At 62.9% G+C, this 24,181-nt stretch carries 21 protein-coding genes; 8 read left to right on the top strand and 13 right to left on the bottom strand.

The genetic code is table 11. The features are described 5' to 3' along the window. Positions 1–64: 64 nt before the first annotated feature. From AC06G5_RS27120 to AC06G5_RS27105, 4 genes are all read right to left on the bottom strand, one after another. On the bottom strand, positions 65–1,051 hold the full coding sequence (locus AC06G5_RS27120) for a lysylphosphatidylglycerol synthase domain-containing protein (protein WP_480458596.1): 987 nt from the start codon (positions 1,049–1,051) through the stop codon (positions 65–67). Beyond that, complete coding sequence (gene clsB, locus AC06G5_RS27115; RefSeq protein WP_480458595.1) at positions 1,038–2,330, bottom strand: cardiolipin synthase ClsB; 1,293 nt, start codon at positions 2,328–2,330, stop codon at positions 1,038–1,040. The genes AC06G5_RS27120 and clsB overlap by 14 nt, the downstream gene beginning before the upstream one ends. Then, a complete protein-coding gene (locus tag AC06G5_RS27110; RefSeq protein ID WP_413426453.1) occupies positions 2,327–3,091 on the bottom strand; it encodes an endonuclease/exonuclease/phosphatase family protein in 765 nt (254 codons plus the stop codon). Before AC06G5_RS27110 ends, clsB begins: the two co-directional genes overlap by 4 nt. A 265-nt stretch (positions 3,092–3,356) precedes the next feature. Continuing rightward, positions 3,357–4,568, bottom strand: coding sequence for an MFS transporter (locus AC06G5_RS27105; protein WP_413703937.1), 1,212 nt, complete (start codon positions 4,566–4,568; stop codon positions 3,357–3,359). Between the two features lie 230 nt (positions 4,569–4,798). Here AC06G5_RS27105 and AC06G5_RS27100 point away from each other — a divergent pair, with 230 nt between their 5' ends. Next, entirely contained in the window at positions 4,799–6,928 is a 2,130-nt protein-coding gene (locus AC06G5_RS27100) for a mechanosensitive ion channel family protein (protein WP_413703938.1), read from the top strand. Positions 6,929–7,036: 108 nt separating this feature from the next. Here AC06G5_RS27100 and AC06G5_RS27095 read toward each other — a convergent pair whose 3' ends face one another. Continuing rightward, positions 7,037–11,353: a DNA glycosylase AlkZ-like family protein gene (locus AC06G5_RS27095; protein ID WP_480458594.1), complete on the bottom strand. Its 4,317-nt coding sequence runs from the start codon at positions 11,351–11,353 to the stop codon at positions 7,037–7,039. 324 nt (positions 11,354–11,677) lie between these two features. Between AC06G5_RS27095 and AC06G5_RS27090 the strand changes: the two genes are divergently transcribed. Together AC06G5_RS27090 and AC06G5_RS27085 are read left to right on the top strand one after the other, a co-directional pair. After that, a complete protein-coding gene (locus AC06G5_RS27090; RefSeq protein ID WP_413703940.1) occupies positions 11,678–12,562 on the top strand; it encodes a sugar nucleotide-binding protein in 885 nt (294 codons plus the stop codon). Beyond that, positions 12,555–13,484: an NAD-dependent epimerase/dehydratase family protein gene (locus tag AC06G5_RS27085; protein WP_413427373.1), complete on the top strand. Its 930-nt coding sequence runs from the start codon at positions 12,555–12,557 to the stop codon at positions 13,482–13,484. Before AC06G5_RS27090 ends, AC06G5_RS27085 begins: the two co-directional genes overlap by 8 nt. 184 nt (positions 13,485–13,668) lie before the next feature. Here AC06G5_RS27085 and AC06G5_RS27080 read toward each other — a convergent pair whose 3' ends face one another. The 5 genes from AC06G5_RS27080 to AC06G5_RS27060 form a co-directional block, all read right to left on the bottom strand. Further along, positions 13,669–14,367 (bottom strand): OmpW/AlkL family protein, encoded by a 699-nt coding sequence (locus tag AC06G5_RS27080; protein ID WP_413427372.1) that lies wholly within the window; start codon positions 14,365–14,367, stop codon positions 13,669–13,671. 237 nt (positions 14,368–14,604) lie between these two features. Next, complete coding sequence (locus AC06G5_RS27075) at positions 14,605–15,123, bottom strand: DUF3299 domain-containing protein (RefSeq protein WP_057400609.1); 519 nt, start codon at positions 15,121–15,123, stop codon at positions 14,605–14,607. Positions 15,124–15,134: 11 nt separating this feature from the next. Then, entirely contained in the window at positions 15,135–16,400 is a 1,266-nt protein-coding gene (locus AC06G5_RS27070) for an ABC transporter permease (RefSeq protein WP_413703941.1), read from the bottom strand. Between the two features lies 1 nt (position 16,401). Further along, positions 16,402–17,112, bottom strand: a complete 711-nt coding sequence (locus tag AC06G5_RS27065; RefSeq protein ID WP_008018167.1) for an ABC transporter ATP-binding protein — start codon at positions 17,110–17,112, stop codon at positions 16,402–16,404. 146 nt (positions 17,113–17,258) lie between these two features. Beyond that, entirely contained in the window at positions 17,259–17,849 is a 591-nt protein-coding gene (locus tag AC06G5_RS27060) for a DUF2796 domain-containing protein (RefSeq protein ID WP_413703942.1), read from the bottom strand. 135 nt (positions 17,850–17,984) lie between these two features. Between AC06G5_RS27060 and AC06G5_RS27055 the strand changes: the two genes are divergently transcribed. Further along, complete coding sequence (locus tag AC06G5_RS27055; protein ID WP_413703943.1) at positions 17,985–18,326, top strand: hypothetical protein; 342 nt, start codon at positions 17,985–17,987, stop codon at positions 18,324–18,326. A gap of 103 nt (positions 18,327–18,429) precedes the next feature. Here AC06G5_RS27055 and trxA read toward each other — a convergent pair whose 3' ends face one another. From trxA to AC06G5_RS27040, 3 genes are all read right to left on the bottom strand, one after another. Beyond that, positions 18,430–19,302 (bottom strand): thioredoxin, encoded by an 873-nt coding sequence (gene trxA, locus AC06G5_RS27050; protein WP_085718203.1) that lies wholly within the window; start codon positions 19,300–19,302, stop codon positions 18,430–18,432. A gap of 173 nt (positions 19,303–19,475) precedes the next feature. Next, entirely contained in the window at positions 19,476–20,129 is a 654-nt protein-coding gene (locus tag AC06G5_RS27045) for a class I SAM-dependent methyltransferase (RefSeq protein WP_413427368.1), read from the bottom strand. After that, positions 20,126–20,590 carry a hypothetical protein gene (locus AC06G5_RS27040; protein WP_413427367.1) on the bottom strand — a complete coding sequence of 155 codons (465 nt, stop codon included), beginning with the start codon at positions 20,588–20,590 and terminating at the stop codon, positions 20,126–20,128. The genes AC06G5_RS27045 and AC06G5_RS27040 overlap by 4 nt, the downstream gene beginning before the upstream one ends. A gap of 127 nt (positions 20,591–20,717) precedes the next feature. On the opposite strand from AC06G5_RS27040, the gene nrdR reads away from it, so the two are divergent. The 4 genes from nrdR to ribBA are packed head-to-tail and all read left to right on the top strand — an operon-like array spanning position 20,718 to position 24,133. Further along, entirely contained in the window at positions 20,718–21,182 is a 465-nt protein-coding gene (gene nrdR / locus AC06G5_RS27035) for a transcriptional regulator NrdR (RefSeq protein WP_003228656.1), read from the top strand. Beyond that, positions 21,179–22,312 (top strand): bifunctional diaminohydroxyphosphoribosylaminopyrimidine deaminase/5-amino-6-(5-phosphoribosylamino)uracil reductase RibD, encoded by a 1,134-nt coding sequence (ribD, locus tag AC06G5_RS27030; RefSeq protein ID WP_413703944.1) that lies wholly within the window; start codon positions 21,179–21,181, stop codon positions 22,310–22,312. Before nrdR ends, ribD begins: the two co-directional genes overlap by 4 nt. A 47-nt stretch (positions 22,313–22,359) precedes the next feature. Beyond that, positions 22,360–23,025: a riboflavin synthase gene (locus tag AC06G5_RS27025; RefSeq protein ID WP_480458593.1), complete on the top strand. Its 666-nt coding sequence runs from the start codon at positions 22,360–22,362 to the stop codon at positions 23,023–23,025. Positions 23,026–23,041: 16 nt separating this feature from the next. Then, complete coding sequence (ribBA, locus tag AC06G5_RS27020; protein ID WP_057400602.1) at positions 23,042–24,133, top strand: bifunctional 3,4-dihydroxy-2-butanone-4-phosphate synthase/GTP cyclohydrolase II; 1,092 nt, start codon at positions 23,042–23,044, stop codon at positions 24,131–24,133. Positions 24,134–24,181 lie beyond the last annotated feature (48 nt).

The raw sequence follows: 24,181 nt of genomic DNA, 5'->3' as shown, positions 1-24,181 counted from the left end.
TGTTCACCCTGGATCCTTGTGGGAGCGGGCTTGCCCGCGAAGGCGGACTAGAACACACCACAGATCACTTGGGTTTCCTGGTAATCCGCAATGACTTGGCCTTGGCTTCCACCAGCAGGTACATCACCAGGGCAATCAATAGCGGCACAATGAAATAAATCGCCCGATAGGCCAGCAGTCCCGCCACCAGGCTACCCCGCGAAACCTCGTGTTGCAGCAGCGCCACGAACACCGCCTCGAGCACGCCGAGCCCGGCCGGGATGTGCGTGATGACCCCGGCGATGGCGCTGATCAACAGCACACCCAGTACCAGTGGATAGTCCAGTTTGCTCGGCAGCAACGTGAAAATCACCGCCGCCATCAGCGACCAGTTCAGGGCGCCGAGGGCCAGTTGCAGCACCGCCATGTGCAGTGAGGGCAAGTCGATCTCCACGCCGCGAATCGCCCACTCCCGACGTTTGGCAAACCGGCATGCAGCCAGGTACCCGGCGCTCAGCAGCAGTAACAAAACCCCCACGCCTTGCAGTGCACTGCTGCTGAGTCTCCAGCCCGGCGGCATGCGTACCAGGCCGCTGCAGAACACGGCGCCGGCATTGACCATGTAGCCGAACCAGTTGGTCGCCAGGCTCAGGCCAAGGATTTTCGCGATGTTGCTCTTGCTGACCCCGAGCCGCGAATACAACCGGTAACGCATGGCGATGCCGCCGACCCAGGCGCTCAGGTTCAGGTTGAAGGCGTAGCTGATGATCCCCACGGGCAGGATCTGCTTCCATGTCAGATTCTGGCGAATGTAGGTGCGGCCGATAAGGTCGAAGCAGGCGTACACCAGAAAACTCACCAGGGTCAGCGCCGAGGCAATGATCAGCGTGCGTACCTTGAAATCGGCCAGGTTGTCGAACACTTCGTTCCATTCGATACGCTGGGCGAGCATCGTGAACAGCACGATCAGCATCAGGAAAAACAGCATCGTCAGCGGTCGTTTCCAGCGCTTGAAGTGCGACTTGCCAGCGCTTCTGGCGTGAGTTGCCGTGTGGGTCTCAGCGCGGTTCATGGTCAGCGCTCCCGGTCGGAGGGGGGACAGGTTTCAGGCGAGGTTTATGCGCCGGCAACCAACCGGCCCACGCCGGGAAATGCCGCAGGAAGTGAAACACCAGAAAACCGATGGTCATGTGCCAGACACGTCCGCGTGGCGCGATGTCGGGAGACATGACCTTGCAGTGGTGGTCGCTGAGGTCTTCCAGGCGATCGAACAGATGACGATTGAAGGCTTGGTCGCGGATCAGCACGTTGGCTTCCAGATTCATCGACAGGCTCAACGGGTCGAGGTTGCTGGAGCCGACGGTGCTCCAGTCTTCGTCCACCAACGCGACTTTGCCGTGCAGCGGGCGGTCGCAATACTCGTAGATCTTCACCCCGGACCTGAGCAGGTAGTCGTAGGTCATGCGCGCTGCGAGCCTGGCCACCAGCATGTCTGGCTGCCCTTGCAGGATCAGCCGTACATCCACGCCTCGACGGGCCGCGTTACGGATCTCGCGCAGCAGGCGGAAACCGGGAAAGAAGTAGGCGTTGGCGATCACCACCCGCCGTTGTGCCTGGCGCAACACCTGGCGGTAAACCTCTTCGATGTCGGACGGGTGTTCTCCGTTGTCGCGATACACCAGCCGCACCTGGCCATCGTGATCGCTCAAGGCCAGTTCCGAACGCCGCATCCGGCGCCTTTGCCACCAGTATCTGGCCCGCACCGGGCGACCGCATTGCAGCAGGGCGAAGTGATGGATGTCGGCCACCGCCGGGCCTTGCACCTCCACGGAATAGTCCTGTTTGGCCTCGGGGCCGAAGTCGGCCAGATGATCGGCGGAAAAATTGATCCCGCCGATGAAGGCGATGCTGCCGTCCACCACCACTATCTTGCGGTGCAGACGCCGGAACCAGTTGGTGCGGATGCCCAGGCGTTTCGGTGCCGGGTCGAACATTTGCAGGTGCACGCCGGCCGCGGTCAGGGCGCTGAGGAACCCCGCACTCAGTTCGCCGCAACCAAACCCGTCGAGACTGACGGTGGTGCGCACGCCGCGCTGAGCGGCTTCGATCAGAATCTGTTGCAGCTCATTGCCAACCTTGTCCTCGAACACAATGAACGTTTCCAGCAGGATTTCACTTTGCGCCCGACGCAGGGCTGCAAATACCCGGGGGAAAAACGCTTCGCCGTTTTCCAGCAACTCGACGCGATTGCTGCCTTGCCAGCCGTATTCGACATCGACCGCTGCCGGTTCGCGGATCGGCGGGGCGGGGATGTCTTGCAACGTGGTTTTTTCCATCGACTGGCTGCTCATAGCTCGATCTCCACCGACAGCGGGGCGTGGTCGGAAAGGTGCGACCAGGGCCGGGTGGTCAGCACTTGCGGATGGCTGGCCTTGAGGTTGCGCACGTAGATGCGGTCCAGGCGCAATGTCGGCAAGCGCGCGGGGAAACTGCGCGCCGGTTTGCCATGGTGCGCGGCGAAGACTTCGCGCAAACCGCTTGGCTTGAGCAATGCATCGGCGCGCTGGCGCCAGTCGTTGAAATCCCCGGCGACGATCACTGGGGCGTCGACCGGCAGGGCGTCCAGGCGCTGGGCAAGCAATTTCAGTTGCGCCGTGCGGTGGCTTTCGCGCAGCCCCAGGTGCACGCAAATGGCATGCACTTCCCGGCCGTCGTCGGGCATGCGCAGCACACAATGCAGGAGCCCGCGGTTCTCGTGACCGCCGATGGACACGTCGAGGTTGTCGTGGCGGATGATCTGGAATTTCGACAGCAGCGCATTGCCGTGATCGCCCGCCGGATACACCGCATTGCGTCCATAGGCGAACTGCGGCCACAGGGTGTCGGCGAGGAACTCGTATTGCGGCATCGTCGGCCAGTTGGTGTAGCGCTTGGGGTGCTGTTCGTGGGTGCCGTGGACTTCCTGCAAAAACACCACATCGGCAGACACACTGCGCACCGCTTCACGCAGTTCCGGCAGGATGAAACGCCGGTTGAGTGCGGTGAAACCTTTATGGGTATTGACCGTCAGCACCTTGAAACGACAAGTGACGGACGGCCCCTGTACCTGCATGTCGGTTGCGTTTGAGTGTGCGGGAATATCGGTGTGATTCGCTGTCATGTCGCCTCCCGCCTGACGGCCCCTGTTTTTGGATGACTCCGGGGCGGCGGCGAAAGTTTCGATGGGGCTACGGACGGTACACAGTCTTGAACTCACATCCATCCAATGTGGGAGCGGCGGTGCGGCGATCCGACTTGCTCGCGAAAGGGGCGTATCAGTCACATCAATGCTGGATGTGCCGACGCCTTCGCGAGCAAGCCCGCTCCCACAGGGTGTATCAGTGGCCGGTGATAACGCGGGCAGAACCCTCGGCCTGTTCGGCGAACACCGGGCCGAGGCGGTCAAGGCGTCCACTCCACGCGGTCAATGCCAGCGCCAGCAACACCACCAGGCCGCCGATCCATGCGGTGTGAATCAACCCCATGTGGGCGACGATCAGGCCGCCGCCCCACGCGCCGCCGGCAATGCCGAGGTTGAACGCCGCGATGTTCAGGCCGGATGCTACGTCCACGGCCTGCGGAGTGTGATGTTCGGCCTGGCGCACCACGTACACCTGCAATCCCGGCACGTTGCCGAATGCCACGGCGCCCCAGACCAGCACGGTGACCAGCGCGAGCCAAGGATTGCCGGCAGTGAAGGTCAGCACGAACAACACGGCGGCGAGCAGGGCAAAAATGATTTTCAGGGCGCTGATCGGGCCGTGTTTGTCCGCCAGCTTGCCGCCCCAGATGTTGCCGACGGCCACGGAGATGCCGTAGACCAGCAATACCAGGCTGACGGTGCTGGCGCTGAAACCGGAGAGGTCCTGGAGAATCGGGGCGAGGAAGGTAAAGGCGATGAACGAGCCGCCGTAGCCGACGGCCGTCATGGCATACACCAGCAACAGGCGCGGTTTCTTGAGCACCTGCAATTGTTGCAACAACGACGCGGGTTTGCTGTGGGCGATGTTGTTCGGCACGTAAATCAGGCTGCCAACGAAGGCGATGACACCCAATGCCGAAACAGCGAGGAAGGTTTCACGCCAGCCGAAATGCTGGCCGATGAATGTCCCCAGTGGCACGCCGGTGACCAGCGCCACGGTCAGGCCGGTGAACATGATGGCAATCGCGCTGGCGGCTTTTTCCTTCGGCACTAGACTGGTGGCGATGGTCGAGCCGATCGAGAAAAACACCCCGTGGGCCAGGCCGGTGACGATCCGCGCGAGGATCAACGACTCGTAGCTCGGTGCTTGCCACGCCAGCAGATTGCCGAGGGTGAACAGCACCATCAGCGATAACAGCAGCAACTTGCGTGGAACCTTGCCGGTGAGGGCGGTCAGCACCGGGGCGCCGACGGCAACGCCAAGGGCATACAGGCTGACCAGCAGGCCGGCGGATGGCAGGCTGACCCCGAGGTCGGCACCAATGGTGGGTAACAGGCCAACGATGACGAACTCGGTCGTCCCGATGGCAAAGGCGCTGAGGGTCAGCGCGAGCAAGGCAATGGGCATTTCTGCAACTCCGGAGATTGATTCGATGGAGCGCAGTGTCGGGGTTCGGGTTGTGCGGAAAAATACAGGGACGGACATTTGATATTTGCCTTGGACGCAAAGATCGCGAGCGCGAGTGCTAGTCTGTGCCACAGGAAGGCATCGTCGTCCTGCTATCTGCGGGCAATAGCCGAACTTGCCCGGCATTTCTCGATCAGTTCCTTACCGACACAGCCAAAGGAGCGGGTGCTTTGATCAGGCTCAAGACCGCGATACTGCTGGGGGCGTTGCTGTTTCTGGGCAGCGAGCAACTGGAAGCCGCCGCGATACCGGGGCTGCCGGCCACCGCGACCGCCGCGACGCCGCCGGCACACCCCGAGCCGCTGGTGCAAGGCGGGTTACTGGGGGCCATCAGTTCAAGCATCGACGAGGTCCAGTCCAGGCTTGATCTCAATCAGAACCTGGTCGACGCCTGGCGCCTGCGTGCCGACCGCGCGGCCGATGAAGTGGATCAGTTGGTCAATCAGCCTTCGGCCCGTTCGGCCTGGAGCGTCGCCAGCGATTTCCTGCTGTTGACCTGCGTGTGGGCGGCCGTGTTTGCCTGTCTTTGGCTGCTAGGGCGGATGATCGCCAGGCGCCTGTGCGAGCACCGTTTACTGCTCAGTCGCGAACGGGGCCAGGCGTTGCTCGGTTACGTGCTGCCCTACACCTTGCCGGCGGTGGTCAGTCTGCCGTTAACGATTTATGCCAGCCAGTTTTTGCCGATATCGGCCGGTCGGGCGCTGGCGCTGTGTCTGGCTTATGCCGCGAGCGCGGGGATATTTTCCGCGTCATTGGTGATGTCGCTGGTGGTGGCGTTCAATGCCGGGCACAAGCGGCGGGCGGTGCAGATCATCCGCGAGAACAGTCCCCGGCCGTTATTCGGTATCGGCTTTCTGGTGGCCTTGAGCGATGCCCTGACCAGTCCGCAGATCGCCCATCAACTGGGCAACAATCTCACCAGCAGCATCGCCGTGTTCACCGGGTTGGCGGCGTCGATTGCCTTCGGCTTGCTGGTGATCCGCATGCGTCGCCCGGTGGCCCATGTGATCCGCATCCTGCCGCTGGCCCAGCGCCTCGGTCAGCCGGCATTGCGTGAAACCCTGCGGATATTTTCCGGGCTTTGGTATTGGCCGATTCTGTTGATGGTACTGGTGTCGATCGTCAACCTGATCGGTGCCGGGGCGGACAACCAGAGAGTGCTGCGCAGCGCCTTGTTCACCACGGTGTTGCTGATTGCCACGGTGTTTCTCAGCACCACGCTGCACCATCTGTTCAAGGCGCGCAGCGCAGCGGACCTGCGCCGCAGCGGCGCCTACAAGGAGCGTTTTCTCAACTTGTCCCATGCCTTAGTGCGCATCGGCATGGCCATCGTGTTCATCGATATCCTCGGGCGGATCTGGGGCGTGTCGCTGTTCGAATTCGCGGTGAGCAATGCCGTGGGCCGGGCGATCAGTGATTCCCTGAGCCACATCGGCCTGATCCTGCTGGTGACCTGGATGGTCTGGGTGGTGCTCGACACGGCGATTCAGGAAGCCCTGAAACCACCGGCCAACAAGCGCTCGGCGCGCCAGCCCAGTACGCGGGTGAAAACCATCCTGCCGCTGCTGCGCAACGCGATCAAAATCATCCTGGTGGTGATTTGCGCGATCACCACCATGGCCAACCTGGGGATCAACGTCGCGCCGTTCCTGGCCGGTGCCGGGGTCATCGGCCTGGCAATCGGTTTCGGCTCCCAGCAGCTGGTGCAGGACGTGATTACAGGGTTGTTCATCATTATCGAAGACACCCTGTCCATCGGCGACTGGGTGGTGCTGGATTCCGGGCATGCCGGCACGGTCGAAGGCCTGACCATCCGCACCTTGCGCCTGCGCGACGGCAAGGGTTTCGTGCACTCGGTGCCGTTCGGGCAGATCAAGGCCGTGACCAACCAATCGCGGCAATTCGCCTATGCGTATTTCTCGGTGCAATTCACCTATGACACCGATGTCGACAAAGCCATCGAGCTGATCCGCGAGGCCGGGCATTCCATCAGCAGCGACCCGTTCCTGCGCTACAACCTGCAAGGGCCGCTGGATGTGTTTGGCGTCGACAAGATGGACCTCAACGGCGTGGTGCTGACCGCGCAATTCCGCACGGTGTCCGGTGGCCAGTATGCCGTGAGCCGGGCCTTCAACCAGCGCCTGAAAAAGCTTGTGGATAACTGCCCGTGGGTGCATTTCGCGCAGACTTATCCACAACAGGCGCTGGTACCGAGGCATCCGGTCGAGCCACCACTCGAGGCCGTGCATGAGCCGGATCATTCGGCGGTGCTGATGCCGGATCGGCCGCGGTCGCAGTAAGTCGTCAAGGAAATCTTCGGAGGCTGTGATGGCCTCAGAGGGATTTATGAACGACACAGATCAACTGTGGGAGCGGGCTTGCTCGCGAAGGGGGCAGACCAGACAACCTCAATGCCGGATCAGTTTGCTGCGCACCCCGGCACCCGCCTGCTGATCCAGCTCCACCCAGATCTGCTGCTTGCCGGCAATCTCTGCGGCGACTGGCAACCCGTCGCGATACACCAGCCGATTGCTCGCCAGTGCCGGCACCTTCGCTCCCGGCAACAACGTGCCGGCGAGATTCAGCGGATCGACCCCGCACACCGCGACCAGACTGCCGTCATGAGGCTTGCGCCGCACCTCCCGCAACAATGGAATCGCCTCGGGCAAGGCGAATTGCTCACCCGCCAGGCCGCTGACAAACCGTCCGCCACGAATCTCACCGCGTGCCTCCAGACGATGGAACGTACGCAGCAGTTCGCGCCAGCCCGGTAGCCAGTCCGCCTCTCGTTCCAGCAAGCGCCAGAACACCACGCCGTAGCGGCGCAGCAACGTCATGGCGATGTGTTCCAGCGTTTCGGCCGGTGCTGGCGCGGGACGCTGGTTTTCCGCCACCGGTGCGGCAGGCGCGCGTCGCAACAGGGCCCAGCGCCCGGCATCGTCCATGCCTCCGATGAATGCTCCGCGCCCACGCCGACTGTTGCGTGGCTGGCGCTTGCTGGCCGGGGTGATCAGTGCGCGCAACCCGGCGAAGCTGTCGGCGTTCACCAGCCCGGCGCCCACCAGTTCCTGCAGGGCGATTTCCAGTTCCGAACGCAGCAGATGGGCCTCATGGATCAGCTCATCGAAAAACAGCGCGCCGTGCTGGCTGAGGGCGGCGTGGACCTTTTGCGTTTTCGGCGACAGTTCGCTGACCGGCGTCTGCTCGGTCAAGCCGCTCCAGAGGCCGACCCGGTTGCGTGGCAACAAGACAATCGGCGTGCTGCGCAGGGCGGTGCTGGCGCTTTTGTTGTGTGCAGTCAGGCGTGTCCACACCAGTCTGCCGCTGCGGCACAACTCATCCAGCCAGGACGCCGAGTAGTCCTTGATTCGCGCCGGCAGGATGTCGCTGTCCCAGGCTGAAGCGGCGGCGGGGTAGCCCTCGAATTGCGCGACGACGGCTGGCAATACCGCCGCGCCCCGGCCCTGGCTTGCGCTCGACACATGCTGCCAGTCGAACAGGAATCGCATGAAATCCTGCAACGCCACCGGTTCGATTTCCCGACGCAGGCGCTTGACCGTATAGCGGTGAATCCGCGCCAGCAAATGTCGCTCGCACCATTCTTCCTGAGCGGTGCCCGGGGTGAAGCGGCCGCGCAGCACGTAGCCTTCGCGTTCCAGTTGCGCCAGGGCTTGATTGACCTGCGCGGCGGGCAAGGCGAGTGGTTCGGCAATGGCATTGAGTGGGAGCGGTCCGAAGGCGCTGAGCCTTGCGCGGATCAGTTCGAGTACGGCTTCCTCGGGCGCCCAGGCTTCATCGAAGTCCGGTAGCACTTGCAGGGGCGGCGTCATTTCGGCCTGTGGATAAATCGCCCGCAGGCAGGTCAGGCGCTCCAGCGCCAGCCACAGCGATTGCCCGGCGTTGATCTGCATACGGCTCGCGCGTCCGCTGTCGGCCAGGGTATCGAGCCAGTCGAGCCATTGCGGATTGGCGCTGGCCTCGGCATCGCTGATGCACGCCAGGCTCATCAAGGCCTCGTGCATTTCATCGACACCGGAGGGTGCCGGCCAGGCTTCGTCGCGCACGGCGGCAATCGCTTCGGTGTCCAGCGCGCTGAGGTCGTCAGTGGATTGCGGGTCGCTCCAGCGGCGATTGAGCACCGCTTGGGTACGGCGTTCCTCCAGCGGCGCATCGTCGAGAAAGGTATAGGGCCGGGCGCTGAGAATCTCCGCCGCCAGCGGCGAGGGCGTCGGCAAGTCGCGGCTGATCAGGCGAATGTCGCCGCGCTCCATGCGCCGCAACAAGGCCAGCCAGCCTTCACTGTCCATGGCATCGTGCAGGCAGTCGTCGAGGGTTTGCTCTACCAGCGGATGGTCGGGAATCTCCCGTTCGCCGGCGAGGTTTTCCACGCAGGCGATTTGATCGGGAAACACGCTGGCAATCAGGTCTTCGCTTTTCATCCGCTGGATCTGCGGCGGGACTTTGCGTCCGCCGCTGTAGCGCGGTAGCGCCAGGGCCACCCCGGCATTCCAGCGCCAGCGCACGCCGAACAGCGGCGCGTCGAGCACGGCCTGAATCAGCAGGTGCTCGGCGCTGTTGCTGTGCAGGTAGCGCCAGACATCGTCCAGTTCAAAACTGTGGCTGGTGGACAGCGACAGCACGATGGCGTCTTCGCTGGCGGCGGCCTGCAATTCGAAGTTGAAGGTGCGACAGAAACGCTTGCGCAGGGCCAGGCCCCAGGCACGGTTGATGCGGCTGCCAAACGGCGTGTGAATGACCAGTTGGGTGCCGCCGGATTCGTCGAAAAAACGCTCCATCAGCAGCGTGTCCTGTGATGGCAGGGCGCCCAGCGTTTGCCGTGCACGGGCCAGGTAGTCCACCAGTTGTCCGGCGCTGGCGAGGTTCAGGCCCAGGGTGTCAGTCAGCCAGTCGAGCGCTGGCTGCAAGTTGCCAGGCGCGGCACCCAGCAGGTCGTCGAGTTGAGCCTGCAAGCGTGCCACCGCCGAAGACAATTCGGCACTGCGCCCCGGCGCCTCCCCAAGCCAGAACGGAATGGTCGGTGGCTGGCCCTGGGCATCCTCGACCCGCACCTTGCCGGTTTCCACGCGCAGGATCCGATAGGACGTATTGCCCAACTGGAAGATATCCCCGGCGATGCTTTCCACCGCGAAGTCTTCGTTGATGGTGCCAATGTTCAGCCCTTGAGGCTCCAGCAATACGCTGTAGTCGGCGTTGTCCGGAATGGTCCCGCCACTGGTCACCGCCGTCAGTTTTGCGCCCCGGCGACCGCGCAGGGTACGGTTCACGGCGTCGCGGTGCAGGTAGGCGCTGCGCATGCCTTGTCGCCCGTTGTAGCCCTCGGTGAGCATGTGCAGCAGCGCCTGATAGTGTTTGTCGTCGAGTCCGGCGTAGGGCGCGGCGCGGCGCAGCATCTCCAGCAGCGCCTGTTCCGACCACTCCTGGCAACTGACTTCGGCGATGATCTGTTGTGCCAGCACATCCAGCGGCGCTTGCGGGATCAACAAGGTATCGAGTTCGCCCCGGCGCACGCAGTCGAGCAGCGCGGCGCATTCGATCAGGTCGTCGCGAGTGGTGGCGAACAAACGGCCCTTGGGCGTACCGCCGACCTGGTGCCCGGAGCGGCCGACCCGTTGCAGAAACCCGGCAATCGAACGCGGCGAGGCGATCTGGCACACCAGGTCGACGTCGCCGATATCGATCCCCAGTTCCAGCGACGCCGTGGCAATCAGCACTTGCAAGTCGCCGCGCTTGAGTCGCTGCTCGGCGTCCAGGCGAAACTCCTTGGCCAGGCTGCCGTGGTGGGCGGCCACGGCGTCCTTGCCCAGGCGTTCGCTCAGGTGACGGCTCAGGCGTTCGGCCAGGCGCCGCGTGTTGACGAAAATCAGCGTGGTCCGGTGTTCCCGGGCGAGGGCGGCGAGGCGGTCGTAGACCAGTTCCCAGACATCGTTGGCCATCACTGCCGACAGCGGCACGGGCGGCACTTCGATGTCCAGGTCGCGGGGGCGGGCGTGGCCGATGTCGACGATCTCGCACGGACGCTCGCGACCGACGAGGAAGCGCGAGACGGCTTCGATCGGTTTTTGCGTGGCCGACAGACCGATGCGCAGAAGTGGTTGTGCGCACAGTGCCTGCAGGCGTTCAAGGCTCAGCGTCAGATGGCTGCCGCGTTTGTTGGCGGCCATGGCGTGGATTTCGTCGATGATCACCGTTTGTGTCGTGCCGAGCATCTGCCGACCGGAATCGGAACCGAGCAACACGTACAGGGATTCCGGCGTGGTCACCAGAATGTGCGGTGCCGTCTTGCGCATCGCCGAACGATCTTTTTGTGGTGTGTCGCCGGTGCGCACGGCCGTGGTGATCTGCAATTCGGGCAGGCCCATCAGACGCAATTGCTCGGTAATGCCGGCCAGCGGGTTTTGCAGGTTGATCTGGATATCGTTGGACAGCGCCTTGAGCGGCGAGACGTAGACCACCAGGGTGGCGTCGGGCAGGCCTTCGGGGTTTTCCAGGCCGCGATGCACCAGGTCATCGATGACGGCGAGGAAGGCGGTGAGGGTTTTGCCGGAGCCGGTGGGCGCGGCGATCAGGGTCGAGCGCTGCTGGCGGATCAACGGCCACGCCCGGGCCTGGGCGGCGGTGACCGCTGCGAACGTGTGGCTGAACCAGGCGCTGACGGCAGGGTGAAAGCCGCTCAGCGCACTGTCTGCGGGGATGGGCAGGTTCATGCAGCAAGTTATGCGGGTGGGGGCGAAAGATGCAAGTACCACTCAGGGATCTCTATTGGCTGACAGGGCCCCTTCGCGGGCAAGCCCGCTCCCACAGTGTCCGTGTCGTTCACAAATTACCTATTCACAGAAAATCCCTGTGGGAGCGAGCTTGCTCGCGATGAGGCCAGTGGCAGCACCACAAATCCCTGACATCTACACTTTACGGATGACGGTTGCGCACTAAACCCGCAAAATGCAACGATTCCGGCAATTACCAACGACATCGCCTGGGCGCGGTGTCGATAAAGCCATTGTTTCAATCAGACTGGGCCTGCTGACTCTATGCGAATGCGCCTTATGTTACTGGGCGGCGGAAATGCCCTTGGGCAGGCGCTGATTCGCCTCGGTGCGGAGGAAGACATCGGCTTCCTCGCCCCCCGCCCGCCGCAAGACGGCTGGGATGCCGCGAGCCTGACACAACTGCTCGACGACACCCGTCCCGATGCATTGATCAACCTTGCCTACTACTTCGACTGGTTTCAGGCAGAGGCGGTGAGCGAACAGCGCCTGGCCGGCCAGGAGCGTGCGATCGAGCGTCTGGCGGAACTGTGCCAGCACCACAACATCGTTCTGCTGCAACCTTCCAGCTATCGCGTGTTCGACGGTTCCCGCGCCACGGCCTACAGCGAAAAAGACGAACCCGTGCCACTGGGCCTGCGGGGCCAGGCGTTATGGCGGATCGAACAGAGCGTTCGCGCCACCTGCCCGCAACACGTACTGCTGCGTTTCGGCTGGCTGCTGGACGACAGCCCGGACGGCACCCTTGGCCGCTTCCTCGCCCGTGCCGAACAACCCGAAGAACTGCTGATGGCCGACGACCGGCGCGGCAATCCGACGCCGGTCGACGACGCCGCCCGTGTGATCATTTCAGTCCTCAAGCAACTCGATTGCGCTGCGCCGCTGTGGGGCACCTACCACTACGCCGGACATGAGGCGACCACGCCGCTGGCGCTGGGGCAGGCTATTCTGAGCGAAGCCCGCAGCCTGCATCCGCTGGCCATCGAAGCCCCGACCGCCCAGGCCCACGCCGCGCGTCCGGATGCTGCCGAAGAACCGCAACATGCGGTATTGGCCTGCAAAAAAATTCTGCACACCTTCGGGATCAAGCCGCGCGCCTGGCGTGCGGCGCTTCCCGCTCTACTGGACAGGTTCTATCGCCATGGCTGACGGTCCCGTTTTGATCACCGGTGGTGCCGGTTTCATTGGTTCGCACCTGACTGACGCCCTGCTTGCCAAGGGCCATGCGGTGCGAATTCTCGATGACCTGTCCAGCGGCAAGCGCAGCAATCTGCCGCTGGACAATCCCAAGGTCGAACTGATCGTCGGTGACGTCGCCGATGCGACGCTGGTTGCCCAAGCGATGGCCGGTTGCAGCGCCGTGGCGCATCTGGCGGCCGTGGCCTCGGTTCAGGCGTCGGTGGACGACCCGGTGCGCACGCACCAGAGCAACTTCATCGGTACGCTGAACGTCTGCGAAGCCATGCGCCAGGCCGGGGTCAAGCGCGTGCTGTTTGCCTCCAGCGCGGCGGTGTACGGCAACAATGGCGAGGGCGAGTCGATCGACGAAGACACGCCTAAAGCGCCGCTGACGCCCTATGCGGCGGACAAACTGGCCAGCGAGCACTACTTCGATTTCTACCGCCGCCAACATGCGCTGGAACCGGTGGTTTTCCGCTTCTTCAACATCTTCGGCCCGCGCCAGGATCCGTCCTCGCCGTACTCCGGGGTGATCAGCATTTTCAGCGAGCGCGCGCAAAAGGGCCTGCCGATCACCGTGTTCGGCGATGGCGAGCAGACCCGGGATTTTGTCTACGTCGAAGACCTGGTTGACTTGCTGGTGCAGGCCATCGAGAAGCCGATGGTCGAAGTCGGTGCAGTCAACGTTGGCTGGAACCAGGCAACGACCCTCAAGCAAATGCTCGAAGCGCTCGAAGCCGTGGTTGGCAAGCTGCCACCGGTGAGCTACGGCCCGGCGCGCTCCGGTGACATTCGTCATTCCCGGGCGAACAACCGGCGTCTGTTGGAACGCTTCACTACCACAGAGCAGACACCGATGCGTGTGGGGCTGGCGCGGTTGCTGGGGCGATAGATCACTTGCATGCGGACATGAAAAAGGCGCCTTTTTACAGGCGCCTTTTTCACGGCCGGAATTTACCTTGAAGCGGATAGATTCCCTGTGGCGAGGGGGCTTCCCCCGTTCGACTGCATGGCAGTCGCCGTCAGTTTCAAGTCTGCTCGCCACCAAGCCTCATTCACCACCACGTGAACGTTCTTTAGAACTTGTAGCCCAGGCCAACCATGTACACAAACGGATCGACGTCCACGTTGACCTTGGCGCGGGTGCCTGGGGCAATGGCGTTGTTTTCCACCGTGGCGCGGGTGTCGATGTCGATGTAGCGCACCTGGGCGTTGAGCAGGACATTGTCGGTCAGCATGTAGTCGGCACCCACCTGCCAGGCCAGACCCCAGGAGTTTTTCGCCTTGAAGTTGCTGAAGCCGGCGGACTCGGCATCGCTGCTGAGGTTTTCGTCGTAGATCCAGGTGTAGTTGATGCCACCGCCGACGTACGGCTGGAACGCCGACTTCGAATCCAGCGGGTAGTAGACCAGGCTCAGGGTGGGCGGCAGGTGTTTCAGGGAGCCGAGTTTGCCGTTGGCAGCAGGCAGGGCGGTACCTTTGAGTTTCACGTCATGCTCGAACGGGGTGGCCGCGAGCAGTTCGATCCCCCAGTTGTTGGTGATCATGTAGGCGAAGTTCAGGCCCAGCTGTGTGTCGCTGTCCATGGTCGCCTTGCCGCCCAGGTTGGTGCCGGCCAGTGGACCTTGATCGACCTTCACGCTGGAGCTGTCGGCTTTCGGGTTAACCGTGATGGCGCCCGCACGAAGGATGATGTCACCGGCCTCGTGGGCGTGGGCGAGCGGGGCTGCGAGCGCGAGGGCAACCAGCGAAGCGCTGAGCATGGACTTGTTCATGGGGGCTCCAGAGGACGTTAAAAATTTTGATGTCCAATGGTAAGCCGGCTAACTATTCGGTCTTTTGATGCAGCTCAAGGAAAGTGGGAAGGGGGTGGATTTTGTGGTGTTTTTGCTGGCCTCTTCGCGAGCAAGCCCGCTCCCACACTGGAATGTGTTCCCCCCTGTGGGAGCGGCGGTGCGGCGATCCGACTTGCTCGCGAAGGCGGCATTTCCGACAGCACAAAACGACCGGTTTCACTCCGGCAGTTCATACAGATAAATCTTGTCCGCCTCCATCTGATATCCGGCATCCGCCAGCTCACTGGTGGATGCCTTGACCTGCAACGCGCCTTCGATCCAGTACGGCTGATACAGCTCGTCGAGCTTCACGCCGACCTCGCTCTTGACGTGCACGATCTGGTTCGACGGTGGTGGCGGTACGTGGATGCAGGCGCCGAAATACGGCACCAGCAGAAACTCCGTGGTACGTCCTTCCTCGCTCACTTCCAGCGGCACGATGTAGCCCGGCAGGCGAATGCTCTGGCCATCGAGGGCCTTGACCACTGGTGCGTTGGGCAGGTCCTGCTTGGCGGCCGGTGCCGACTCGGCCGACAGGGCATTGCTCATCTGCGACAGGTCATGCAGCGGCGTCATGTTCGGCACTTCTTTCGGCGCATCCGGCGGGATCATCTCCGACCAGGTCAGGTCTCGCGGCTGGGCGGCCCACAAGGGCAGGGCGACCAGCATCAACAGCGCAAGTACAGCGCGGGGCATTTTCAACGTCCTCATAAACGGATCGACAGGCCATCGGCCAGGGATTGGCGATAGGCGCGCCAGGCCGGCACGCTGCCCATCAGCAGCGCGGCGACGAGGATGCCACCGAGTAGCGTCCATTCATACTCGCTTGGCCAGGACAGCGGCAGGAACAGGCCGTAGTTGGCTTGCACATAACCCTGGGCCGCCGCGATGCACACATACAGCAACGCCACACCGGCGATCACGCCCGACAGCGCGAGGGCAAAGGCTTCGAGCACCAGCAGCGTCGCGATATGCCACGGTCGCGCCCCCACCGAACGCAGGATCGCCATTTCCCGGCGGCGTTCGTTGAGGCTGGTGAGAATGGCCGTCAGCATGCCGATCAGTCCGGTCAGCACCACAAACAGCGAAACCACGAACAAGGCTTTTTCCGCCGTGCCCATCAGGCTCCACAGCTCTTGCAACGCCACGCCCGGCAGGATCGCCAGCATCGGCTCCCCGCGGAACTCGTTGATTTCCCGTTGCAGGGCAAAGGTCGAAATCTTGTTGTTGAGGCCGAGCATGAACGCGGTGATCGCCTGCGGCGTGAGGTCCATGTTGCGCGCTTGATCGGCCGTGATGCGACCCTCGCCCCGGGCCGGTACGCCGTTATGCCAGTCGATATGAATCGCTTCCATGCCGCCAAGGCTGATGTGCAGCGTGCGGTCCACCGGGGTGCCGGTGCGCTTGAGAATTCCAACCACGGTGAACGGCTTGTCGTCGTGCTTGACCAGGCTGATCGCCGCCACGCCGTGGGCCAGCACCAGTTTGTCGCCGAGTTTGTAATGCAGTGCGTCGGCCACTTCGGCACCGAGCACCACTTCGAACGGGTCGGTGGCGAAGGCCCGGCCATCGGCCAGCTCCAGGTGTTGCTGGCGTCCGTACTGGTAGTGCTCGAAGTAGGCTTCGGTGGTGCCCATCACCCGGTAGCCGCGATGGGAGTCGCCGAGGGACATCGGGATGGCCCACTTCACTTTCGGGTTGTTGGCGAAGTGCTCGAAGCTGTCCCAACGGATGTTGTTGGTGGCGTTGCCGATGCGGAACACCGAGTACAACAACAGGTTCACCGAGCCGGAGCGGGCGCCGACGATCAGGTCGGTGCCGCTGATGGTGCTGGCGAAACTGGCCTTGGCTTCGGTGCGCACGCGCTCCACCGCCAGCAGCAGGCACACCGACAGGGCGATGGCGAACGCTGTGAGGATCGCGGTGAAGCGGCGGTTAGCCAGGCTGGCCATGGCTAGACGAAACAAATACATCTCAGACCTCGGACGGGGTGGCGGCGCGATTGAGTTCGGCCAGCGACAGGTTGTGATCGAACAACGGCGCAAGGCTCTGGTCGTGGCTGACGAACAACAGGCTCGCCCCGGCTTCGCGGCACTCGGCGAACAGCAGGCGAATGAAGTTCTCGCGGGCGTCGTAATCGAGGGCCGAAGTCGGCTCGTCAGCGATCACCAGTTCCGGTTGACCGATCAGCGCGCGGGCGGCGGCGACCCGTTGCTGCTGGCCGATGGACAACGAATCGGCACGGCGACCGAGGATGTTTTCATCCTTCAAACCCAGGTGGGCAAGCAGCGTCGCGGCCGCTTTGTCGACGCTGCCGTGGCGTTGTTTCGCCCGTTCGGCGCGCAGTTTCGAGAAGTGGCAGGGCAGTTCGACGTTTTCACGCACCGACAGAAACGGCAGCAGGTTGAATTGCTGAAAGATGTAGCCGGTGTGATCGACGCGGAAGTGGTCGCGGGCACCGGCCGAGAGTTGCGTCAGTTCCTGGCCGAGCAGGCGGATACTGCCGCGATCAGGTTTTTGCACGCCGCCGAGCAAGCCGAGCAGGGTGGTCTTGCCGCTGCCGCTGGGGCCTTTGAGGAACAGGGTTTCTCCGCGCTCCAGGCGAAACGCCGGGATGTCCAGCAGTGGCGGGTGACCGGGCCAACTGAAGCCCAGGTCGGACAGTTCGATGAGTGCTTGGGTCATGTGAAACCGGTGTGGTTGGTGGTGAACCCTTGTAGGAGCGAGCTTGCTCGCGAAAAACCTGAGAGCACAGAGGTGAATCAGGTTTCCCGCGTTATCGTTGACGTCCATCGCGAGCGGGCTCGCTCCTACAAGGGGAACGAGGTGATTTAGAATTTCAGCGCAGCAGCCTTGTCCGTCACTTCAACGCCTTGCTGCCCGCTCGGGCTGATCAGTTGTACCTGAATTTTCCGGGTGGCCGGGAAGCTGGTGAAAATATTCGCAAGGTCCAGCGACTTCAGTGCCGCCGGCGTGGCGCAGGTGAACTGATAGCGAGCGTGGATTTCGCTGTGATCATGGTGATGTTCGTGGCCGTCTTCGTCCTTGGCGTCTTCATCGTGATCATCGTCGGCATCGGGTTTGTCGCCGAACAGCGGGCTTTCCAGTTCCTGGTTTTCCACCACGCAACCAGCGGCTTTTGGCAGGTTGAACAGGGCCAGCGGTTGCTCCAGTCGGGCGCGGGCGGCGGAGACTTTGGCCTTGTCTGCGTCGCTGGTGGCGACGTGCTCGAAACCCACCAGGTTCATGGCCGGGCTTTCCAGCTCCAGTTCCAGGGTCTGCCCGTCCAGCGCCGCGTTCAGGCGTCCCACGCCATGTTCGTGGGCGCCCAGGCTGCCATGCTCATGATCGTGTTCGTCGGCGGCATGGGCGACAGCCAATGGCAGCATGGCAAACGGCAGGGCAAGAAGCAGACGACGCATGACGAGTCTCCGAAAAGTAAAATGAAGAATATGTTATGTAATCTTATAACGTTGGTGCGGAGAGTTTGACTGCCTGCTTGGCGTTGCACAAGTCCCATGGGAGCATGCAGGGAAGAAATGTGCGGGAGCAGACCTATGTTGCGAATTCGCGGAAGCATCGGCGACTGGCCGGTGGATTTGACCCTGGAGATGGACGACGCGGACTGGGCGCGACTAGGGGCGCAGCTGCAGGTGGAAAAGTCCGCAGTCAGCGCGCCAGCGGCGAAACCGCTGAATCAGGATGATGCGCTGTGGCAGATCGCCCGGGATTTGTTGCGCACGGCCGGGCAGCTCAGCGGACCGGATCTGCTCGATCAACTCGAAGGCCTGACCGGCAGCGCGGCGGCGGGCAAGCGTCTGTTGGTGCGGTTGCGCCACAGTCCGGACGTGAAGGTGGAAAGCGGCACCGATACACCGCTCTATCACTGGCTGTTGTAGGAGCGAGCTTGCTCGCGATGGGCGTCAACGATAACGCGGGAAACCTGATTCACCTCGGTGCTCTCAGGTTTTTCGCGAGCAAGCTCGCTCCTACAGGATCGGCTTAGTACAGCGCGGCAAACAACTTGCGGCGGTACGTGCTGACCAGCGGGTGGTCATTGCCCAGCAACTCGAACACCTGCAGCAAGGTCTTGTGCGGCAAGCCTTCGCTGTAGCTGCGGTTGCGGATGAACAGCTTGAGCAAGGCATCCAGCGCGGCGTCGTACTGCTGACGAGCCAGTTGCTGGATGGCCAGTTGATACACCGCTTCATCGTCCTGGGGATTTTTCGCCAGCCGGGCCTTCAGGTCGGCGGCATCGGGCAAGTCCCTGGCCAGGCCGAGAAACTTGATTTGCGCCTTGGCACCGGCCAGCGCGGCCTTGTGCTCGTCGCTCTTGACGGCATCCAGCACGGCTTGGGCTTCGCCCAGTTCACCACGCTCGGTCAGGCAGCGGGCGTACAGGATCAACGCCTTGGCGTTGGTGTTGTCTTCACCCAGCAGCACTTTGAGCAGGGCTTCGGCATCGGCAAAGCGGCTGTCATCGAACAGTGCCTGGGCCTGTTCGAACGGATCGGCGGCGGCCGGTGGCGGCATCTGCACATGGGGTTCGAGCAGGGCGCGCACGGCGGATTCCGGCTGGGCTCCGGCAAAACCGTCGACAGGCTGGCCGTCCTTGAACAGCACCACGGTCGGCAGGCTGCGGATGCCGAAGCGGGCGACGATGTCTTGCTCGATGTCACAGTTGACCTTGGCCAGCAGCAGCTCACCCTGATAGCTCTCGGCAATGCTTTGCAACATAGGCATCAGCACTTTGCAGGGCGCGCACCATTCGGCCCAGAAATCCACCAGCACCGGTTTGTGGAAAGAGTTCTCGATCACCGACTGGTCGAAATCGGCAGTCGTGGCGTCGAAGATGTACGGCGTTTCCTGACTCATGGGCAATCTCGTAAAAGCGTGAATGGGGCAACTATACGGCTTGGTGGGGTCGGGCCGGAAGCGGGGTAGTCGTGAGAGGTGTGTTGCCTGAACGGGCGCCTTCGCGGGCAAGCCCGCTCCCACAAGGCGAACGCATTCCAATGTGGGAGCGGGCTTGCTCGCGAAGCTCTTGGCTAACGCCGCGCGTGGTACAGGCTCACATGCCGAAACTCTTCCGGTTCAGCCAGATCCGGCAAGGTCATCGCTTCGAGCATTTCAATGCGCTGATACAGCGGGTGACGAAAATCCCTCACGCGCGAATCGGCTACCAACGCCTCCCGGCCACGACTCAAAAACTCATCGAGCAACGGCAGGTTCGCCCGGTCATACAACACGTCCGCCACCAGAACCAGATCAAACCGATCGGCTTCGGCAAAAAAATCCGTCGAATAGTTGAGTTGGACATCATTGAGCTCGGCATTCGCCCGGCACGCGGCAATCGCCAGCGGGTCGAGGTCGCAGGCCACCACTTCCAGCGCGCCGGCCTTGACCGCGGCAATCCCGGCCACCCCGGACCCGGCGCCGAAATCCAGCACGCGCTTGCCTTTGACCCACTCGGGGAATTGCGCAAGATAGCGGGCCACCGCCAGGCCGCTGGCCCAGCAGAAGCTCCAGTACGGTGGCTCATGCAGAATGCGCCGGGTTTCTTCCGGGCTGAAGGCGCGGTCCATGTTGTCGCCGTCGATCAGCCACAGTTGCAAATCGGTTTCCGGCAACGGGCAGGCCACCAGTTGTGCGTCGCCGAGCAGTTCAGCCAGGGCCCGTTGCAGGTCGATCGGTGCACTCATGGGGCTTTGACGAATTGCAGTTGGCCCAAGGCCTGGGTGGTCGGCTGGGTGATCAGCAGCGACGGCAGGTGCAGGATCAACTGGCCGGACTGACTGGCGCGGCCTCGCAGTTCCACACGGGCACCGACCGGAAAGGCATCCGGGTTGAAACGCAGGTGAAACGGCAACACCTGGTTGTTGCCGATCAGGCTGGAGCTGGCGAGCAATTGTTGCGGGCGGCCTTTTTCGTCGATGACCAGCAAAGCCAGTTCGACTTCGGCACCTGCCGGCACGCCTTGCAGAGTGCCGCTCAGTTCACGTTGATAGGCAGGCAAGGGGCCGAGCTCAGCCGCCTCCCTGGCCTTCTTCTGCGCCTGTTGCGGCGCCGGGCCTGGCGTTGGCGGCTGGGGCTTGGGCGCATCGCTGCCGCAAGCCACCAGCAGGCTGAAAACACTGAGCAAAACGAGCGGACGTAACGACATCGGTGGCTCCATAAAGCTGAATTCCATGGATCAAGTGATCATTGCGTCTGTATACCGCAAACCCTATGGCTTGTCTTGCCACCGGGATGCGCTACCATGGCCCTCCCTTTTTTTGTTGCCTGCCACCATGCACTGTCCCTTCTGCGGTGCCAACGACACCAAGGTCATCGACTCGCGTCTGGTCGCCGAGGGCGAACAGGTGCGCCGCCGGCGTGAATGCCTGGCCTGCGGCGAGCGTTTCACGACGTTCGAGACGGCTGAACTGGTGTTGCCGCGCCTGATTAAAACCGACGGCAGTCGCCAGCCGTTCGACGAAGAAAAACTCCGCGCCGGCATGCAGCGCGCGCTGGAAAAGCGCCCGGTGAGCGTCGAGCGCCTCGAATCGTCGCTGGTGCACATCAAACACAAACTGCGAGCCACCGGCGAACGCGAGGTCAAATCCCTCGTGGTCGGTGAACTGGTGATGGCCGAGCTGCAGAAGCTCGACGAAGTCGCCTACATCCGCTTCGCCTCGGTGTATCGGCGCTTCCAGGACCTCAACGAGTTCCGCGAAGAGATCGACCGCCTGGCCCGTGAACCGGTGAAAGAATGACCACGCCCGCAGAACTTGCCATCCTCGATGCTCATTTCATGGCCCGTGCCCTGGAGCTGGCGCGTAAGGGACACTACACGACGCACCCCAATCCGCGGGTTGGTTGCGTGATCGTGCAGGGCGGGCAGATCGTCGGTGAAGGCTGGCATGTTCGCGCCGGCGAGCCTCACGCTGAAGTCCACGCCTTGCGCGCGGCCGGTGAGCAGGCTCGTGGCGCGACCGCCTATGTGACGCTCGAGCCGTGCAGCCACCACGGCCGCACGCCGCCCTGTGCCGATGCGCTGGTGAATGCCGGAGTGGCCCGTGTGGTCGCGGCGATGCAGGACCCGAACCCGGAAGTCGCCGGTCGCGGTCTGCAGCGTTTGGCCCAGGCCGGCATCGCCACTGAAAGCGGCGTGCTGGAAGGCGAGGCACGCCGGCTCAATCAGGGTTTCCTGAAGCGCATGGAACACGGCCTGCCCTTCGTGCGGGTCAAGTTGGCCATGAGCCTGGACGGTCGCACGGCGATGGAAAGTGGTGAAAGCCAGTGGATCACCGGTACAGCCGCACGTTCGGCGGTACAGCGCCTGCGCGCCCAGGCCAGCGTGGTGCTGACCGGCGCCGACACGGTGCTGGCGGACAACGCACGGTTGACCGTGCGGGCCGATGAGTTGGGACTGGATGCCGAGCAAACAGCCCTGGCCATGAGCCGCCCGCCGCTGCGGGTGCTGGTCGACGGACGTTTGCGGGTGCCGCTGGATGCGCCATTCTTCAAGGCGGGGCCAGCCCTGGTCGCCACCTGTGTCGCCGTGGAAGAGCAGTACGCCAACGGCCCGGAATGCCTGATCGTGCCCGGCTATGACGGCCAGGTCGATCTGCGTCAGCTGCTGGTCGAGCTCGCTGCCCGTGGGGTCAATGAAGTGTTGGTCGAGGCGGGTCCGCGTCTGGCGGGTGCGTTTGCCCAGCTCGGGCTGGTGGACGAGTTCCAGATTTTCATCGCCGGCAAGTTTTTGGGCTCTTCGGCACGGCCGCTGCTGGACTGGCCGCTGGCGCAAATGAAGGATGCACCGGAACTCAAAATCACCGAAATTCGTGCGGTTGGCGATGACTGGCGAGTCATTGCCATTCCCTCTCCAGTAGCAAGCGTATAATTTCTGGCCATCGCTACAGCGCTGGCTTTGTTCTCGAGGAGAACCTCATGTTTACCGGCATCATCGAATCCATCGGCAGTATTCGTGCATTGACCCCAAAGGGCGGTGATGTGCGGGTACACGTCGAAACCGGCAAGCTCGACCTGAGCGACGTCAAACTGGGCGACAGCATCGCGGTCAACGGCGTGTGCCTGACCGCTGTCGAGTTGCCCGGCAACGGCTTTGCGGCAGACGTCAGTCGCGAAACCCTCGACTGCACCGCCATGAACGACCTGAAAAGCGGCAGCCCGGTCAATCTGGAAAAAGCCCTGACCCCGACCACTCGTCTCGGTGGGCATCTGGTCAGCGGTCACGTCGATGGCGTGGGCGAAGTGGTTGCCCGTACCGAAAACGCGCGCGCCGTGGAGTTTCGCATTCGCGCGCCGAAGGACCTGGCCAAGTACATCGCCCATAAAGGCTCGATCACCGTCGATGGCACCAGCCTGACCGTGAACGCAGTCGATGGCGCCGAGTTCCTGCTGACCATCATTCCGCATACCCTGAGCGAAACCATCATGGCTTCGTACCAGCCGGGCCGCCGGGTGAACCTGGAAGTGGACTTGCTGGCCCGTTATCTGGAGCGTCTGTTGCTCGGCGACAAGGCCGCAGAACCGACAACCGGCAGCACCATTACCGAAAGCTTTCTGGCCGCCAACGGCTACCTCAAATCCTGACTCAAGGGGGTGCCTTGTGGCGCTCAATAGCATCGAAGAACTGGTTGAAGACATCCGCCAAGGCAAGATGGTCATCCTCATGGATGACGAAGACCGCGAGAACGAAGGCGACCTGATCATGGCCGCCGAGTGCTGCAAGCCCGAGCACATCAACTTCATGGCCAAGCACGCCCGTGGCCTGATCTGCATGCCGATGAGCCGCGAGCGTTGCGAACTGCTCAAGCTGCCGTTGATGGCGCCGCGCAACGGTTCCGGTTTCGGTACCAAGTTCACCGTCTCCATCGAAGCGGCCACCGGTGTGACCACCGGCATCTCCGCCGCAGACCGTGCACGCACTGTACAAGCGGCTGCCGCCCGTGATGCCAAGGCCGAAGACATCGTCAGCCCGGGCCACATCTTCCCGCTGATGGCCCAGGCCGGCGGCACCCTGGCCCGCGCCGGCCACACCGAAGCCGCCTGCGACCTGGCGCGCATGGCAGGTTTCGAGCCGAGCGGCGTGATCTGCGAAGTGATGAACGATGACGGCACCATGTCCCGTCGCGCCGAGCTGGAAGCTTTTGCCGCCGAACACGACATCAAGATCGGCACCATCGCCGACCTGATTCACTACCGGATGATCCACGAACGTACCGTTCAGCGGATTGCCGAGCAGCCACTGGACAGCGAACTGGGCCAATTCAACCTGGTGACCTATCGTGATTCGGTGGAAGGCGACGTGCACATGGCACTGACCCTGGGCAACGTGTGTGCCGAAGAACCGACCCTGGTTCGCGTGCACAACATGGACCCGCTGCGCGACCTGCTGATGGTCAAGCAACCGGGCCGCTGGAGCCTGCGCGCCGCCATGGCCACGGTTGCCGAGGCCGGCAGCGGCGTGGTGCTGTTGCTCGGTCACCCGCTCGATGGCGACGTGTTGCTGGCGCACATCCGCGAAACCGCCGACCACCTGACGGTGAAAAAGCCGACCACCTACAGCACCGTGGGTGCCGGTTCGCAGATCCTGCGCGACCTTGGCGTACGCAAAATGCGCCTGATGTCGGCACCGATGAAATTTAATGCGATATCCGGTTTCGATCTGGAAGTTGTAGAATACGTGCCCTCCGAATAATGACCGGTCGTTTCCGGGCTTGAATTCGCGGCAAATAAATCACCGAGG

The sequence above is a fragment of the Pseudomonas sp. WT-JTC genome (assembly GCF_056711565.1).
This window is presented reverse-complemented; position numbering and strand designations above follow the sequence as displayed.